This is a genomic window from Streptomyces sp. NPDC101132 (assembly GCF_044759225.1).
Classification (GTDB): domain Bacteria; phylum Actinomycetota; class Actinomycetes; order Streptomycetales; family Streptomycetaceae; genus Streptomyces.
This window is the reverse complement of the sequence record NZ_JBIVYX010000013.1, coordinates 129,121-145,223: the sequence shown is the minus strand read 5'-3', so window position 1 is coordinate 145,223 and position 16,103 is coordinate 129,121. Positions and strand designations below refer to the sequence as shown.

The 16,103-nt window shown below is 69.7% G+C and carries 8 protein-coding genes; 7 read left to right on the top strand and 1 reads right to left on the bottom strand.

The features are described from left to right. Positions 1–65: 65 nt before the first annotated feature. Positions 66–2,087 (bottom strand): serine hydrolase, encoded by a 2,022-nt coding sequence (locus ACIQUR_RS27350; RefSeq protein ID WP_403669465.1) that lies wholly within the window; start codon positions 2,085–2,087, stop codon positions 66–68. A gap of 146 nt (positions 2,088–2,233) precedes the next feature. On the opposite strand from ACIQUR_RS27350, the gene ACIQUR_RS27345 reads away from it, so the two are divergent. The 7 genes from ACIQUR_RS27345 (at position 2,234) to ACIQUR_RS27315 (ending at position 15,860) form a co-directional block, all read left to right on the top strand. Beyond that, positions 2,234–3,340 carry an NAD(P)H-dependent flavin oxidoreductase gene (locus ACIQUR_RS27345; RefSeq protein WP_403669462.1) on the top strand — a complete coding sequence of 369 codons (1,107 nt, stop codon included), beginning with the start codon at positions 2,234–2,236 and terminating at the stop codon, positions 3,338–3,340. A gap of 12 nt (positions 3,341–3,352) precedes the next feature. Then, positions 3,353–4,921 carry an acyl-CoA synthetase gene (locus ACIQUR_RS27340; protein WP_403669459.1) on the top strand — a complete coding sequence of 523 codons (1,569 nt, stop codon included), beginning with the start codon at positions 3,353–3,355 and terminating at the stop codon, positions 4,919–4,921. A 59-nt stretch (positions 4,922–4,980) separates the two neighbouring features. Next, complete coding sequence (locus ACIQUR_RS27335) at positions 4,981–6,084, top strand: calcium:proton antiporter (protein WP_403669456.1); 1,104 nt, start codon at positions 4,981–4,983, stop codon at positions 6,082–6,084. Between the two features lie 264 nt (positions 6,085–6,348). Next, the gene (locus tag ACIQUR_RS27330; protein ID WP_403669453.1) at positions 6,349–7,227 is read left to right on the top strand and encodes a helix-turn-helix domain-containing protein; all 879 of its coding nucleotides are present in this window, start codon (positions 6,349–6,351) and stop codon (positions 7,225–7,227) included. A gap of 122 nt (positions 7,228–7,349) precedes the next feature. Then, positions 7,350–9,095: a hypothetical protein gene (locus tag ACIQUR_RS27325; protein ID WP_403669450.1), complete on the top strand. Its 1,746-nt coding sequence runs from the start codon at positions 7,350–7,352 to the stop codon at positions 9,093–9,095. Then, on the top strand, positions 9,092–10,696 hold the full coding sequence (locus ACIQUR_RS27320) for a hypothetical protein (RefSeq protein ID WP_403669447.1): 1,605 nt from the start codon (positions 9,092–9,094) through the stop codon (positions 10,694–10,696). Before ACIQUR_RS27325 ends, ACIQUR_RS27320 begins: the two co-directional genes overlap by 4 nt. Continuing rightward, entirely contained in the window at positions 10,677–15,860 is a 5,184-nt protein-coding gene (locus ACIQUR_RS27315) for an FtsK/SpoIIIE domain-containing protein (protein WP_403669444.1), read from the top strand. Before ACIQUR_RS27320 ends, ACIQUR_RS27315 begins: the two co-directional genes overlap by 20 nt. The last annotated feature ends 243 nt before the right edge of the window (positions 15,861–16,103 follow it).

Genomic DNA, 16,103 nt, shown 5'->3' with positions numbered 1-16,103 from the left:
CCGACAGTCTCGGGCCGGTGCCGGGCCGGGCGGGGCCGCGGGGGCGGCGGCACGCCGCCAGCCGCTCAGTCGGCCGAACGTGTCCAGCCGGCGGCCCGGATCCGGGCCGCGTCGGCCGGGCGGTCCTCGGCGAAGAGCGTTCGGTCGCCCGCGCGCACGCGCAGGCCGTCCAGGTACACCCCGCGGCCCACGTACCGTCCCTCGGCGGAGTGCCGGAAGCGCAAGCGCAGTTCGCGCCCCGCCCAGGCGTCCAGCGGGGCGGCCAGCCGGTGCCAGACGCGGCCGGACCAGCCGCCTACCCGGCCCCCGGGCCAGGCCTGGGGGCCGCCGCCGGCCGCGGGCGTGGTGCTGAACGGCACGGGCGCCCAGGTGCGGCCGCCGTCGGCCGAGCCCTCCAGGAGACACCAACCGTCACGCGGGACGGTGTCCCACCACAGGTCACATTGCAATTGCACCCCCACCGCACCCGTCGCACCCGCGCCCGTACCCGCCCCCGGGGGCAGTGCGACCGCCGGCACCGCGACCGCCGGCAGTTCCAGCGTCCCGGTGCCGCCCGTCGCCATGCCGGAGAACCACGCCGGTCCGCCGTGCCGGGTGCGCACCGGCACCGCACGTGCCACCTGGTTCGCCACCGCCACCCGCGGCGCGCTGCCGGCCCGCCAGGTCCGCACCGGGTGCACGGAGTTGCCCAGCAGGATCAGGAAGCTGTCCGTGGACGGGTCCAGCACCATCGAGGTCCCGGTGAACCCGGTGTGCCCGGCCGCGTGCGGCGTGGCCATCGCCCCCATGTACCAGTGCTGGTAGAGCTCGAAGCCCAGCCCGTGGTCGTCCCCGGGGAAAGCGGTGTTGAAGTCGGTGAACAGCAGCTCCACGGAGGCGGCCGACAGGATCCGGGTGCCGTCGTACGTCCCGCCGTCGAGCAGCGCCCGGGCCAGCACCGCCAGGTCCCACGCGGTGCCGAACACCCCCGCGTGCCCGGCGACGCCGCCCAGGACGTGCGCGTTCTCGTCGTGCACCTCGCCCCACACCAGACCCCGGTCGAGCCCCGACCACGGCGGCCGCGCCACCTCCGTGGCCGCCGTCAGCGGCCGCCACGACCGCGGCGGACGGAACCGGGTGCGCCGCATCCCGAGCGGCGCGGTGATCTCCCGGCGGAGCTGGACGTCCAGCGGGCGCCCGGTGACCCGCTCCAGCAGCAGGTGCAGGGCGATGAGGTTGAGGTCCGAGTAGCGGTAGACGCTGCCCGGCGGGTCCTGCGGCCGCACCGCCCACAGCAGCCCCAGCCGCCCTTCCGGCGTCGTCTCCCGGTAGAACGGCACCCACGACCGCAGCCCCGACGTGTGGGTCAGCAGCTGCCGTACGGTGATCCGCTCCTTCCCGCTGCCCGCCGCCTCCGGTCCGCAGAACTCCGGCAGGTGCTCCACCACCGGCGCCTCCAGGTCCAGCGCCCCGCGCTCGATCTGCTGCACCGCCAGCACCGAGGTGAACAGCTTCGTCAGCGAGGCCAGGTCGAAGACCGTGTCCCGGGTCATCGCGATCCGCTCCTGGTACGGGAGTTCGCGCGCGGTGTCGGCCCGCCCGTCGTAGTCCCCGTACCGCAGCGCGTCCCCGACCGCCTCGTGCAGCGCCACCGTCCGGCCCCGCCCCGCGAGGACCACGGCACCCGCGTACCAGGGCCGCTCCGGCGAGGGCCCGAGGAACCTCCGCGCCTCCTCCGACGCCCGCTCCAGGTACGCCTCCAGCAGCCCGGCCTCGCGGGCCGACCCGTAGCGCAGGCTGCGCCAGCTCGCCCCGCCCCGCCAGCGCGCCGACGCCGTGCCCGGCAGTGACTGGAGGGCCAGCAGCCCGCCCAGGGCCAGCAGCCGCCCGCCCAGCGCCCGCCGGCTCACCCCCCGGCCGACACCGCCCCGCCCCGCACCGCCCGCGCCGCGACCGTCGACCCGGATCTCACCGCCCCGGCGTTCACCGCCCCGGCGTTCACCGCCCCGGAGTTCACCGCCCCGGCGTTCATCACCCCCGTGACCGTCGACGCGCCCCTCACCGCCGCCGGAACCGGTTCCTCCGGACGCCCCCGTGTCCACACCCATGACCGGTCCTCCTCGTCCGCCGCACAGCCTCACCCAGTATCTGCCCGCCCACCGCGCCGGGCCCGCCCCGACCGGGCCGCAAAGAATCTGACACTGCATCAGAAATTCTCTTCCCTCGGCCGCCGCCCTGCGGCATCCTGCCGCCCATGAAGACGGAGCTGAGCACCACACTGGGAGTCGAGCACGCCATCTTCGGCTTCACGCCCTTCCCGGCGGTCGCCGCCGCCATCACCCGGGCCGGCGGCTTCGGGGTGCTCGGCGCGGTCCGCTACACCGCCCCCGACGACCTCGCCCGCGACCTCGACTGGATGCAGGACCACACCGACGGCAAGCCCTACGGCCTCGACGTCGTCATGCCCGCCAAGAAGGCCGTCGACGGCATCGGTGAGGCCGACATCGAGGCGATGATTCCCGAAGGCCACCGGGCCTTCGTCCGCGACACCCTCGCCAAACACGGCGTCCCCGAGCTCGCCGAGGGCGAGGCCTCCGGCTGGCGCATCACCGGCTGGATGGAACAGGTCGCCCGCAACCAGCTCGACGTCGCGTTCGACTACCCCATCAAGCTCCTCGCCAACGCCCTCGGCTCCCCGCCCGCCGACGTCATCCGGCGCGCCCACGACCACGGCGTCCTCGTCGCCGCCCTCGCCGGCAGCGCCAAACACGCCCGCCGCCACGCCGAGGCCGGCATCGACGTCGTCGTCGCCCAGGGCTACGAAGCCGGCGGCCACACCGGCGAGATCGCCTCCATGGTCCTCGTCCCCGAGATCGCCGAAGCCGTCGCCCCGCTCCCCGTGCTCGCCGCCGGCGGCATCGGCAGCGGCGAACAGATCGCCGCCGCACTCGCCCTCGGCGCCCAGGGCGCCTGGCTCGGCTCCCTCTGGCTCACCACCACCGAAGCCGACCTCCACTCCCGGGCCCTCACCCAGAAGCTGCTCGCCGCCGGCTCCGGCGACACCGTCCGCTCCCGCGCCCTCACCGGCAAACCCGCCCGCCAGCTGCGCACCGAGTGGACCGACGCCTGGGACGACCCGGACGGGCCCGGCGCCCTGCCCATGCCCCTCCAGGGCCTGCTCGTCGCCGAGGCCGTCTCCCGCATCCAGAAGTACGAGGTCGAACCCCTGCTCGGCACCCCCGTCGGCCAGATCGTCGGCCGCATGAACACCGAACGCAGCGTCCAGGCCGTCTTCGACGACCTCACCCGCGGCTTCGAGAAGGCCATCGACCGCATCAACCGCATCGCCGGACGAGCCTGAGGAGCGCTCCCCATGACCGCCCCCGCCACACAGCAGCAGCCGCCCAACGGCTTTTGGGCCCAGGCCGCCGCGGACCCCGGCCGCACCGTCCTCGTCACCCCCGACGGCGAGGAGTGGACCGCCGGACGCCTCCACGCCGCCGTCAACCGCCTCACCCACGGCCTGCGCGCCGCCGGCATGGAACGCGGCGACTCCTTCGCCGTCGTCCTCCCCAACGGCGTCGAGTTCTTCACCGCCTACCTCGCCGCCTCCCAGGCCGGCTTCTACCTGGTCCCCGTCAACCACCACCTGGTCGGCCCGGAGATCGCCTGGATCGTCGCCGACTCCGGCGCCAACGTGCTCATCGCCCACGAGCGGTTCGGCCCGGCCGCCACCGCCGCGGCCGACGAGGCGGGCCTGCCCGGCAGCCACCGGTACGCCGTCGGAGACGTCACCGGCTTCCGCCCGTACGCCGAACTCCTCGACGGACAGCCCGAGTCGGCGCCGGACGACCGCACCCTCGGCTGGGTGATGAACTACACCTCCGGCACCACCGGCCGCCCCCGCGGCATCCGCCGCCCCCTCCAGGGCAAGCTCCCCGAGGAGACCTACCTCGGCGGCTTCCTCGGCATCTTCGGCATCCGGCCCTTCGACGACAACGTCCACCTGGTCTGCTCGCCGCTCTACCACACGGCCGTCCTCCAGTTCGCCGGCGCCTCGCTGCACATCGGCCACCCGCTGGTCCTCATGGACAAGTGGACCCCCGAGGAGATGCTGCGTCTGATGGACCGCCACCGGTGCACGCACACCCACATGGTGCCCACCCAGTTCCACCGGCTGCTCGCCCTCCCGCAGGCCACCCGGGACGCGTACGACGTCTCCGCCATGCGGCACGCCATCCACGGCGCCGCGCCCTGCCCGGACCACGTCAAGCGGGCGATGATCGACTGGTGGGGGAGCTGCGTCGAGGAGTACTACGCGGCCAGCGAGGGCGGCGGCGCGTTCGCCACCGCCGAGGACTGGCTCAAGAAGCCCGGCACGGTCGGCAAGGCCTGGCCCATCAGCGAGCTGGCCGTCTACGACGACGACGGCAACCGGCTGCCCCCGGGCGAACTCGGCACCGTCTACATGAAGATGAGCACCGGAGGCTTCAGCTACCACAAGGACGAGGGCAAGACCCGGAAGAACCGCATCGGCGACTTCTTCACCGTCGGCGACCTCGGCCTGCTCGACGAGGACGGCTACCTCTTCCTGCGCGACCGCAAGATCGACATGATCATCTCGGGCGGGGTCAACATCTACCCGGCCGAGATCGAGTCCGAGCTGCTCACCCATCCGGCCGTCGCCGACGCCGCCGCCTTCGGCATCCCGCACGCGGACTGGGGCGAGGAGGTCAAGGCCGTCATCGAACCCGCCGAGGGCTTCCAGCCGGGCGAGGCGCTGGCCGCGGAGATCCTCGACCACTGCGCACGCCGGCTGGCCGGCTACAAGCGCCCCAAGTCCGTGGACTTCGTCGAGGCCATGCCCCGCGACCCCAACGGCAAGCTCTACAAGCGCCGGCTGCGCGACCCGTACTGGGAGGGCCACGACCGCGCGATGTGACATTCCATCAAGGGCGCGTGATGTGACAATCCGCCATCAACCGTGACAGCGTGGACCGTATGAGTACGGCAACGCGCAGGTCACCCGTCACCGACTGGACCGTGGTGGTCCCGCTCCTCGCCCTCGTGGCGCTGATCCTCAGCTGGGGGCGGGACCTGCCCGGGGTGGCCGTGACGGTGGTCGCCCTCTGCCTGGCAGGCGCGGTCCTCGCAGCCGTCCACCACGCCGAGGTCGTGGCACACCGGGTCGGCGAGCCCTTCGGCTCGCTCGTCCTGGCCGTCGCGGTCACCGTCATCGAAGTCGCCCTCATCGTCACCCTGATGGCCGACGGCGGGGACAAGACCGCCACGCTCGCCCGCGACACCGTCTTCGCCGCCGTCATGATCACCTGCAACGGCATCGTCGGCCTGTCCCTGCTCGTCGGCGCCCTCCGCAACCGCGTCGCCGTCTTCAACGCCGAGGGCTCCGGCGCCGCGCTCGCCACCGTCGCCACCCTGGCCACCCTCAGCCTGGTGCTGCCGACCTTCACCACCAGCAAGCCGGGCCCCGAGTTCTCCACCGCCCAGCTCACCTTCGCCGGCGTGGCCTCCATCTCCCTGTACGGGCTCTTCGTCGCCGTCCAGACGGTCCGCCACCGCGACTACTTCCTGCCGGTGGCCACCGGCGGCGACCGCGGCACCGAGGAGGACCACGCCGAACCGCCCACCGCGCGGGCCGCCCTGACCAGCCTCGGCCTGCTCGTCGTCGCCCTCGTCGCGGTGGTCGGCGACGCCAAGGCCGTCTCGCCGACCATCGAGTCGGCCGTGGCCGCCGCCGGCCTGCCGCACGCCCTGGTCGGCGTCATCATCGCCCTGCTGGTGCTGCTGCCCGAGACGCTCGCCGCGGTACGGGCCGCCCGCCGCGACCGGGTGCAGACCAGCATCAACCTCGGCTACGGCTCGGCCATCGCCTCCATCGGCCTCACCATCCCGGCCATCGGCCTCGCCTCCATCTGGCTCTCCGGCCCGCTCGTCCTGGGCCTCGGCCCCACCCACATGGTCCTGCTGACCCTCACCGTGATCGTCGGGGCGCTCACCGTCGTCCCCGGCCGCGCCACCCTCCTCCAGGGCGGCGTCCACCTGGTCATCCTCGCGGCCTACCTGTTCCTCGCCGTCAGCCCCTGACCCGCCCCGGACCGCCCCGCACACCCCGGTGCCGTGGCCCCCCGAGGGGAGCCACGGCACCGTCACACGTCACAGAGCAAGGGCACGCAGCGGCGGAGTCCGGCCGTCACGGAGCGGCGAGGCCCGGCCCCCGCCCCCGCTCACCGCCGCTCCCGCCGCCGAGTCGGGGTGCCGGAGGTCTCGCGGCACCTTGCGTCCCTTCGTGCGCAGCCCGGGCGGTGCATCGTGCGTTCGGGACCTGCCACGACACTTGAGGGGCGAGTGTTGCAGTTGCGCAACATGCAACAGGCCTTGATGGCGTTTCCGCTGAATGGAAGTCTTACCTCCGTGACGGAAATAGTGATGTGCGGCCCGCTCGGGGCGGCACTCCGCGCGGCGCGCAAACAGGCTGGCGTCAGCCTGCGTGCCGCCGCTGAGGGGTCGGGGATCTCTTACTCCACGCTCTCGCGGATCGAGAACGGGCACCCTGTGTCATCACTAGACGCTGCCATAGCCGTGGCCCGGAACATAGGGCTTGACGAGCGAGAAGTACTGCGTCTGGCGGGCGAGCTGGCCCCGCCTGGCGCTGCCGTCCTGGCCGAGCCCGGGCTGAGGCGTGCCCTGCCCGGCGGACGGTTCAGCCCCCGGGCGATGGCTGCTCTGAGACGCGTGCACCTGCGGGAGCTCGCGTCTGAGTTCTCGGCCGGTCTGGGCGGCGGCAGTCCGGTTGACGTGCGGTTAGCCGCGAAGCAGCTGGGGCTCGCCCTCGCTCAGGCTGGGCGCCTCGAATCGGGGTTTGACAGCAGGGGCAAGACGTACCGCATTCCCGCGACAGCGCACGACGACGGTATGGCGCAGAGGCTGTGGAGTGCCCATGGCATCGCCCACCGGCTGATCGCCGAAGACAGCGGTACCGCGCCGCAGTGTCTCCCGCAGCAACGGGCGTTGCCGGACGAGCGGGAGGCGGTCTACGTGGCTTCCTGCGTCCTGGTACCGCCGGCGCTGTTGGCCGCCGAACTCAGGAAGGGTCCGTTGTCCCCTGCGCTGGGATCCCCAGCTGCTTTCAACGCTGCCCTGGAGCGGGTGGCGTCACGTTTCCGCGTCCCCGCTGTCTGGGCGGCGGCGCGGCTGGCAGAAGACAGGACAGGAGAGCTTTCCTGGTGATGAACACACCATCGGCTTTGCCGGACAGCGGGTACCCCAGCCCTCTGGCAGCCATCCGTCAGATGAGGGCTGATGCACAGGACGCCGTAGTGGCGGTGGGAGGACAGACGGGAACGCAGGCAATGGCCTACGTCCACAGCACGGTGGACACGGGGATCACCGGTATGGCCTCATCGCCACGTCCGCCTCATGCGATCTTCGTGACCGGCAGTGCAGGCGGCGGCAAGAGTGGCGCGGCTGAGTACCAGCGCCAGGTGCACGGCGACCTCTTCAGCCAGATCGTTGAGGACGCCACCCACGCGGACAACCCGGGGGAGGACCAGGCCGACAGTCTCGCGCGCAAGCTGGCACCGCTGGCCGACGATGCGCCCTCCCGCCCGGACAAGCCCCTGCTGGTGGCCGCGAACATCGGCATGCTGATCCAGCTCGCTCCGATGTGGCAGGAACGCGGATACAAGTTCACTGGTCTGGTCCGCGATCTTTTCACCCGTCTGGGTCTTCCGGTGCCCGATCCTGCCGCCCCGATGGTGCACCCGCTGGAGATAGCGGTTCTCAACCTTGACCACCGCCCCACGGCCGGGCCCGGCGGCCTGCTGCCGGCCATGCTGAAGCGGCTGTCTCCTGGCGGAAAGTCAGACCTCTTCGACGCCAGGAGGTGTGGGACATGCCCTGCGGTATCCCACTGCCCCGCATACACGAACGCCGTGCTGCTTTCCTCGAAGCCCGGGGCGGACTTCGACCGGCTCGCGCGGCGTGCCGCGGTAGAACGCGGACGCAATGACACTCCTCGCGCGCTGTGGGACCTGCTCAGCAGGGTCATCATGCCGCCGCACCTCTACGACGCCTTCGCTGATCCCTGTCAGGCCAGTGTGAAAGCCAAAGAGGAGAACGACATTGCGTTCGTTATGGATGGCCTGCTGCCGGTAACGGCCTTTGCAGCGGACGGCGAAGTCGGTCCCCGCCTTCGAGCGCAGTCACCCGCCCTGGCCCCGACGCGCGAAGCCTACGAGGCATTCGCCAACGCCGGGCTGGACCCTTCCTTTGACGCCGCACCGCTCTGGAAGCTCGTTCAGGACGTCGGGGGAAGCGGAGGGGATGCGCCGGCCCTGCGGACCGCAGCCGAGGCGCTTGAGGGCGCATCCGTCCGCCCCGACGCGGCACAAGAGCGGGCCTGGCGCCAGAAGATAGGCCGCACGGTAATCGGGGCGCGCTACTTCCTCGGCGAACTGCCAGACTTGCAAGGCAGCGACGAGAAGCCGTTCCTGCGTGCGCTCGAAGCCTACGCCCGCTGGCAGACCGCAATGGTGTCGGGGACCGTGGATACCTCCCTTGAAGAGCAAGTTGAGCAGCACGTCAACGAGATGGTGACGGAACTCGCGGACGGCTTTGCAGCCCTCTTCGGTGTCCGGGCCAGCGGTGACACGTTTCTTCCCGTGCACAACTACGATGCTCGTGAACAGACACGTGCCCATGTGCGGTTCAGACTCACACTGACCGAAGCGCCCCCGCGGCCCGACAGGCCAACCACAAGCAACCCTGAAGGCACGCGGCAAGTCGGATACCGCCCCATGGCGGTCACGTTGCTCCTCGAACCGGCAGGGGACGGCACGCCTGCCGTAGAGCTGGCAGTGGATCTGCCTTCCTACCGGATCCTCAGCGGAGCCAAGCGCGGTATGGCCAGCAGCGGCGACGCCGAGCGCATCTACGCACTTCGCCGCGCGGCCGGAAACCTGTCGCGGCTCGCCGCGCAGCAGCCGGACGTGGCGATGCTCGTCGATGATCCTGGGTCTGGCTGTCGCTACATCGTCGAGCCCAGGACGAGCTTCAGCGGAAAGCTTGCCCTCACGGCCAGGATGGTGACCGAGTGAATTCCTCCGAAGAACTCCGCCGCACGGTGGCTGACCTCGCGCAGGCACGGGGAGCCGACGCACATCTCCTTCCCGACGGCCGGACCTTGCGGGCCTTCTTCAAAGGCCGGCAGGCGGAGTTCGTCCTTCCTGTAGACCGGGGCACCAGCCTCGACGCCCATGCCCATATTCCCAGCGCCCTGCCGTCAAGGGCGCGCGGTGACGTACGGGAGAAGGCCCTCTACAACATGCTGCAGGACATGACGGCCAGCCCGGGTGCCCGCGCGGGGGACTCGCTGCTGCGCGACACACTGGCCTCGCACCTGCCAGCAGATCCGAACTACCGCCAAGTGCTGGCGCAGGTCGCTGAAAGACAGTACTGGATCCATCCGAGTGCCAGGCACCGTGGCAATAGTGCCTTCCTCGCCCCGTTCCACAGTGACCTTCCCCGCGGCTTTGAATACCAGGGCCGGTACAAATCCTTCCGGGGCAGCCTCCTGCTCTTCCTGTGCTGGGACGGCCAGGGCTTCGACTTGGCGCTGCCGCGTGAGATTCTGGAATTCCTCAGCAGCGACGATGGTCTCAACCCGCTCGACCAGGCGTTCCTGACAGCGGCCCGGGCTGTGTCCGAGCTGCCTGCAGCGGCAAAGGCCGACCCCACGCGGCTGGTCGACCAGTTCGGTGCCTCGCTGGCGAAAGACCTTGCGCACGGGGCCTTCGACCAGGAAGGCCTGAACCGCATTCGCCACGACCTGCGAGCTGTCGTGCAGCTGCAGCTGCCCCGCCACGAAAAGGCCCACGCCCTCATCGTGGCCTTCAGCCTCCACATCGCCCTCTACTACTACCGGCTTGCCTTCCGGCTGGGTGAGGGCATCAACTGCCTTGCACAGTTTCTGGACGGCAACAGCCTGCCTGCGCGCCCCGACTTCGAGGGGCGCATCCGCTTCCGCGTGGGCAGCGCGGGCGACCGGCCAGTCAGCGCGTCGGATCCGTGCGCACGGTCCTGGATGGCCCTTGACGAACAGCACCTGCTCGCCCTGCCCGCCAGCATGGCCGTCGCGAACCTGGTCCACCAGGCAGCGCTGGCCAGTGGAGCTGCCTGCGGCCCGATTCCGGATCCGTACGAGTGCGCGCGGTCCCTGGACGGGGACGCTGCTGGCGCGGTCCTGACCGACCTCCTGTGCGCTGCCGCAGCAGCTGCGCTGCACGACGTCCAGACAGGCCTCTCAGCGGCCGGGCCGGGCACCGGTGCCTACGCCCTCAGAGAGGCTGTGCTCGCCTCGTTCCGCGGCCGTGGCAGCGCGCTGAAGCAACGAGGCCGGGACATAGTGAACACCCTCGTGGGCGGCTTCGGAGGAGAGCTGAAGCGAAACCGCGGACGCGTGCGCTTCTTCGAGCTGGACGAACAGGTCATCTTCCTCCTCGTCAAACTGATCCTCGCTGCTGCCCAGCAGCAGCAGCTGGCTTTCCGGATGGAGTTCCTGCCCGCGCTGCGCAAGTACGGGCTTGCGCCCCAGAGTGCCGAGGAAGAAGAACTCCTCTCCCAGGCCCTTGGCCGTCTGGGGCTCCTAGAACGTTACAGCGATGCCGGGGAGGCACTTTATGTCCGCCACGTTCTCTGAATCTGCTGCCCGGCAGCGGTTTGCGGCCCTGGCCGCCAGTGCTCTCAAGAATGCGCTGGCGAAGCCGCAGTGGGCCGGCCGCCGTCTGCTGCTGCGTGGCCTGCACGGCCTGGCACCCGCCGATCTCCTGCCCGCCCTGCTGGATCCCGCAGCCCCCACAGTGGCCGTCTACCCAGAGGGCGTCAACGGGAAGCGTCATGACATTGCAGCCACCCGTCTGGCTGACGGATCGCTTCTGATCCCCTACTACGTCGACCCTTCGGCAATGCCTTCCGCAAGCTCCAACACAGGGGGAGACGGGTTTGCCGCAGCACTGCGCACGCATTTCCTCGCTGGCGCAACCGAGCAGCGGATCCTGTTGATTCTGGACCAGCAGCCTCCTGAGACGGTCCTTTCTACAACCGAGGATGCCGCGCTCCTCCCCGAACTTGCATGGCCGGCGCTGGCCCGGGCAGCAGTGTCCGAAGAGCGCCCATCTGCAGGCACGCTGGTGCGTTCCGTTGTAGAGGACTACCTCGAGCGCTGCATCAAGGACGCCCGCACTACCTGGCTGGAGGCACAGCGCCTCTGGGATTGGGCGGCCTCCACTAAAGAGCAGACGGAGGCTCAGGCCGGTCTAGACCTGCCCAACTTGCGCTACTACGTCGCCGACGACACGCCGACCCCACGGCGCCTGGCCAAGTCCGCTGACTGGCGGCGGAACCTAGATGACTGGGTCGTGTCCCCCTCGCAGGACCTCGCGCGAAAGCTAGCTGCCAAGAAGATTTCCCCAGCAGGCGCGGCCAAGGTCCTGGACTCCCACAGCCTGCGTGGCCTGGATTACAGTGGCTTCACCCTGGAAGATCTCGCACCGGGCAGCGGTGGGGCAGCGCTGGCCTTGGACAGCTTCCAGCCTGTCTCCGGAGGCTTCCTGTCTCTCAGCGGGCCCAGCAGTTTCATCGTCTGGCTGCCCGCCGATGGGGGAGAACTCCGCTTCCGGCTTCTCCGGCCCGCGGGCACGGATGAGTCCGTAAGCCTGCGCTGGCAGCACGAAGGCTACGGTGCGCTGCACACCAGTGGACGCGAGGCCGTGGCCGACATCGCTCCTCCGGCTGGGCAGCGCTGGCTCTTCGGCACTGTCAAGCTGTCATCCCCTGGCGGCGCAGTTCAGGAATTCCACCTCGCCGTGTTCTTCAGCGACGACGGGATCGCCGGGTTTGAACAGGAGCTCGAGGTTGACCCGGACGCTGGCGGCTTCATCTGTGCAGATCAGCCGCAAATCGGGGTGTGGGCGAGGAACGGAGCGGAACTCGGTACCGCCCAGCTTGAGAATTCGGACGCTGGCGAAAGCGGCGAGGGCCCGCAGTACGTCACCGGCCTGTGGGACGGCTCGCCGGTGGGACCCGTGCCGGTCCTGCCGCGAGGAGCGGATGAGCCGGGCCAGGACGACGATTCGTCAGATCCGGACACGGTAGAGCCGGACGGCATTTCCGAACCGATGAGCAGCGCTGAAAGGGAGCGCGAAGAGGACGAGACGCTCGAGGAGGCCTGGGATCCGCTCCTGGAACTGCACACCAGCGGACGCGGCTCTGCCGTTCTGCTGACCGCCGACCAGCCCACCCTCGTGCACGCCATGCTGGCCCTGCGCCAGGACGTCTGGCCCGAGAGCGTGAGCATCCCGGGGTACACACAGCCCTCTGAGGCCCGAGTGTCTGCCAGACACGGGACACGGCGCCTTTCCGTTCGCCCGCAGTTCGGCAAGACCAGCCTGCTCGAGCCCGAGCAGCTGATCCTGAAACACCCGCAGGGGGCGGCCTACCGCATCCAGGACGGGCACCTGGAAGTGTGCGAGCAGCTGCCCCGGCCTGAACCTTCATGGGCGCGGGAGATGGCGGCCTTCGCCGACGCGCGACACCATTTCTTCGAGCTGGCGGCAGCCGCGGGCAGCGTCTACGCGTTGGACCCTCACTGCCATGAGGTAGCTGAGTACGTCCGTGCCTACCGGGAGCTGCTGAACGCCCTTCCCCGTGAGGGCACCTCGCGCACCGAGTACGAGCAGCTGCTGCGGATCGACACCGCAGAGATCTCCGGCATTCCCGACCTGTTCGTGGCCCCCACCAGCCCGCTCACCATGGCTTACTACGCCGCACTGCGAACCCGGTTCGCCACGCTCGTCCGCGACGGCGCAGAGGATGTCGACCAGGCCGACGTCAGGGCATTCTCACCCCAGTATCTCCTCCCCTTGCTCAAAACGGACTCCGGTTGGCACGAAGCAGTCCCATGCCCCACCGCCTTCCTGTGGCGCCGGTACTCCCCCCTCGACGGGCACACTCCCGGTGCCCTCGAGCGCAACTGCAAGTTCATCGCCGGCCGCATCGCCTTCTTTCTCGACGTCCACCCGGGGCTGAACAACCCGGACGCGACCGTAGCTGTCACGTTCGCCGAACCAGGCGCAGCGCCGGCACTTGGCGCGGTCAGGGAGTTCTACCGCAAGGATCTGACGGGCGAGACGTACAGCCGCCCGAAGCTACAGGTCGTGCTTGATGGGGACACCGAGGAAACCCGGCAGGCGATCGGGGACTTGGTGGCTTCTGCCAGCTCAGATCCGCTCGACCGCCTGGTGTGCACGCGCACGGTGCTCCGGCACCGTCCCGTGGAAGGGCAGGATTTCTCCCACCTGACCTTCCTCTTCCGCAGCCCGGGTGAGCGCAAGGTGCGGCCGGTCAGCTTGCAGGGGCGGTCCGGGACCGCCTACGCGGCCTCCCTGGCCTGTTCTCCAGGCCGTGTCGTGATCCCCGACTCCGACCCCGTATTCGCCACCGGCATCTTCGCGCCGGAACCCGGCCCGGATGCCACTGACCTGGAGGCTATTCAGTACCGCTGCCTGGAACTGGTGGGCGGGCAGGGTGGCGAAGTTCTCGCCCCTGGCCAGACACGCATGGTAACCGTCCGGACCTCCGAGAAGGCTCTTTCGGAGTGGTACGGCAAGTCCGCCTGGGTGGTACACCTCGACCGCCTCGTCGGTCTGGAAGCCTTCACCACTGCCGGCCCGTCACGACGCACCGTCTTGGAATACGAGGAGGGAGCCGACCCTGATTCCTATGGCTACGACGGCATCACTGGCACCGAATCCGTGGGTCCCTATGTCGCAGCGCTGAACAAAGCACTGGAAGGCATCGCCACGACCGACCCGCAACAGTCCCGAGCGCTGATGGCACTCCTCGAGAGCGTCTCAGGCCGATGGGCGCTGCAGATCGTCCAGCGTCCTCAGAACAAGGTCCTCGAACGGGCCGGCACCGCTTGCGCCATCCGCTACGCGCAGACCGTGGAGCAGGCGCTTGACCCCGCTCACGGACTTCGAGGCGTGGTCTCCCTCGAGGAACTCATCCCTTCCTTTCCGCAGGCGGGAATACCACGCCGGCTCGCCGCGACCCGGAGGGGCCGCGACGCGATGTGCGACGACCTCCTCCTGGTTAGCGTGCTGCCCCGGCCAGGCCAGCCGCCGCTCGTGCAAATGAGCGTCATGGAGATCAAGTTCTGGAGCGAAGCCCCGGACTACAGCGCGGCCGCCGAGCAGGTCGAGGAGAGCAACAAGTGGCTGGCGAGCCGGTTCCAGAACCCTGGTGCGCTCAGAGACCTCCGAGGACGCGAGCTTGCCGAGATCATCCGGTCCGCCGTCGCGCGCAACGCCGCTTTCGGCCTGGCCAGCTCGCCACGCCGCGACGCTGAGGAACTCCTGCAGCGGGTGGCGGACGGCGACTACGAGCTTGGCTTTGGCCACTGGCGCAACGGCTCCTACCGACGGGGCATGGTCGTGTCTGTGGAACGGAACCGGGCAGGCAGCCTCAGCCTCGCCCAGCTCAACGGCACAGGAGGGCCGGTCGACGTAGTGAGCGTCGGTGCCGATGCTGTCCGCAATGCACTGCACGGCGACACCATCTCCGCTCCCGGAGGCTGGCACCCCCTCGACCCGGTCCCTCCCGCAGCGCCGCCTTCCCACCCGGCCGCTGCCGAGAGCTCGCTCAGCGGGGAGCAGGTCACCGCTCTTCCACAGCATCGGGAGCGGGCAAGCGAAGATGACCGCCGTTCCTTTTCACAGGGTGTTGCGAGTGAGCAGGACGATGGCCATGAGGTCGCCACGGCAGCTCGAAGCCTGGACGGTGCGTTCGCCAAGTACGGACTTGCGGTGGAACCGTTCGAGGTAGCACGCGCTCACTGCGGACCCAGCGTCATCCGCTTCCGCACGCGGACCCTGGGCAAACTGTCCATCACAGAAATCGAACGCCGGTCCAGGGACATCACCCGTGAGGTCGCAGCTGCTGGCGAAGTGTCCGTCGGGACTGAGCTGGGCTTCGTCACGGTCGACGTCCCAAGGCAGAACCGGCGGCCGGTCCAGCTGGCTGAGGTCATCCACGAAGTCGACAGTCCGGCGAGAGCCGGAGCACTGCCGTTCATTGCGGGCATCTCACCCAGCGGGTCAGTACAGGTGGCTGACCTCTCGCGGCTTCCTCATCTGCTCGTTGCCGGTGCCACGGGATCCGGAAAGTCCGTCTTCCTCAGGGGGCTGCTGATCGAGCTGCTGCGCGCCCGCACGCCTGAGCAGCTGCAGCTCGTGATCGTGGACCCGAAACGGCTCGACTTCACCCCGTTCGCTAAAGCGCCCCATCTGCGCGATGGACGGATCATCAGCGATCCCGACATCGCACTGGAGACGTTGCGTCACACCCTGGAAAGTGAACTCGACCGACGTCAGCCCGTCCTGGAGTCGGCGGGCGTCAGCTCCGCCGCGGAGTTCTATGAGTCAGGGGGCAGCCTTGAAGAGCTTCCCCAGCTGGTCATCCTGGTGGACGAGTTCGCTGACCTCGTGCTGTCCGGCAGCGACCGGAAAGGCTTCAGCGAGCTGATCCAGCGGTACGCCCAGCTGACGCGGGCCTACGGCATCTTCCTCGTTCTCGCCACGCAGCGTCCCAGCGTGGATGTCATCACCGGGAGCATCAAGGCCAACCTCAGCGCCCGGATCGCCTTCTCCTTGCCGAGCGCCCGGGACTCCATGACCGTGCTCGACCAGGGAGGAGCGGAGGACCTCCTTGGTGACGGCGATCTGCTCTTCTACCGCAATGGAAAGGTACAGAGATTGCAAGCGCCCTTTACGAGCCTCGCCGATGTGAGAGCGGCCTTGTCGTAGTTCCCTCAGGGGTTCAGCCCTAGCCAGCCGCGGCGCGCGTTGCGATCAGGCTCCACGGCAGCTTTTGCCGCGGCTGGCAATCAGCGTCACCTCATCGGTCGCGACCGATGAGGTCGTCGCCGACCTAGTGGCGGCCGCCTGCAAGAAGTAGTGCGCGTGCCGAGCAGCCGTTCCTCGCGGGTCCGCTGCTTCCGGCCGGAGCGTTGGACCCACGTCTGGCCCGTGTGATGCCAGGCGTTTACG

What these genes read in the sequence shown, in the direction of transcription:
- ACIQUR_RS27350 (WP_403669465.1), bottom strand. Translation starts at nt 2,087, where the DNA reads ATGGGTGTGGACACGGGGGCGTCCGGAGGAACCGGTTCCGGCGGCGGT.
- ACIQUR_RS27345 (WP_403669462.1), top strand. Translation starts at nt 2,234, where the DNA reads ATGAAGACGGAGCTGAGCACCACACTGGGAGTCGAGCACGCCATCTTC.
- ACIQUR_RS27325 (WP_403669450.1), top strand. Translation starts at nt 7,350, where the DNA reads ATGGCCTACGTCCACAGCACGGTGGACACGGGGATCACCGGTATGGCC.
- ACIQUR_RS27315 (WP_403669444.1), top strand. Translation starts at nt 10,677, where the DNA reads ATGTCCGCCACGTTCTCTGAATCTGCTGCCCGGCAGCGGTTTGCGGCC.
- ACIQUR_RS27335 (WP_403669456.1), top strand. Translation starts at nt 4,981, where the DNA reads ATGAGTACGGCAACGCGCAGGTCACCCGTCACCGACTGGACCGTGGTG.
- ACIQUR_RS27340 (WP_403669459.1), top strand. Translation starts at nt 3,353, where the DNA reads ATGACCGCCCCCGCCACACAGCAGCAGCCGCCCAACGGCTTTTGGGCC.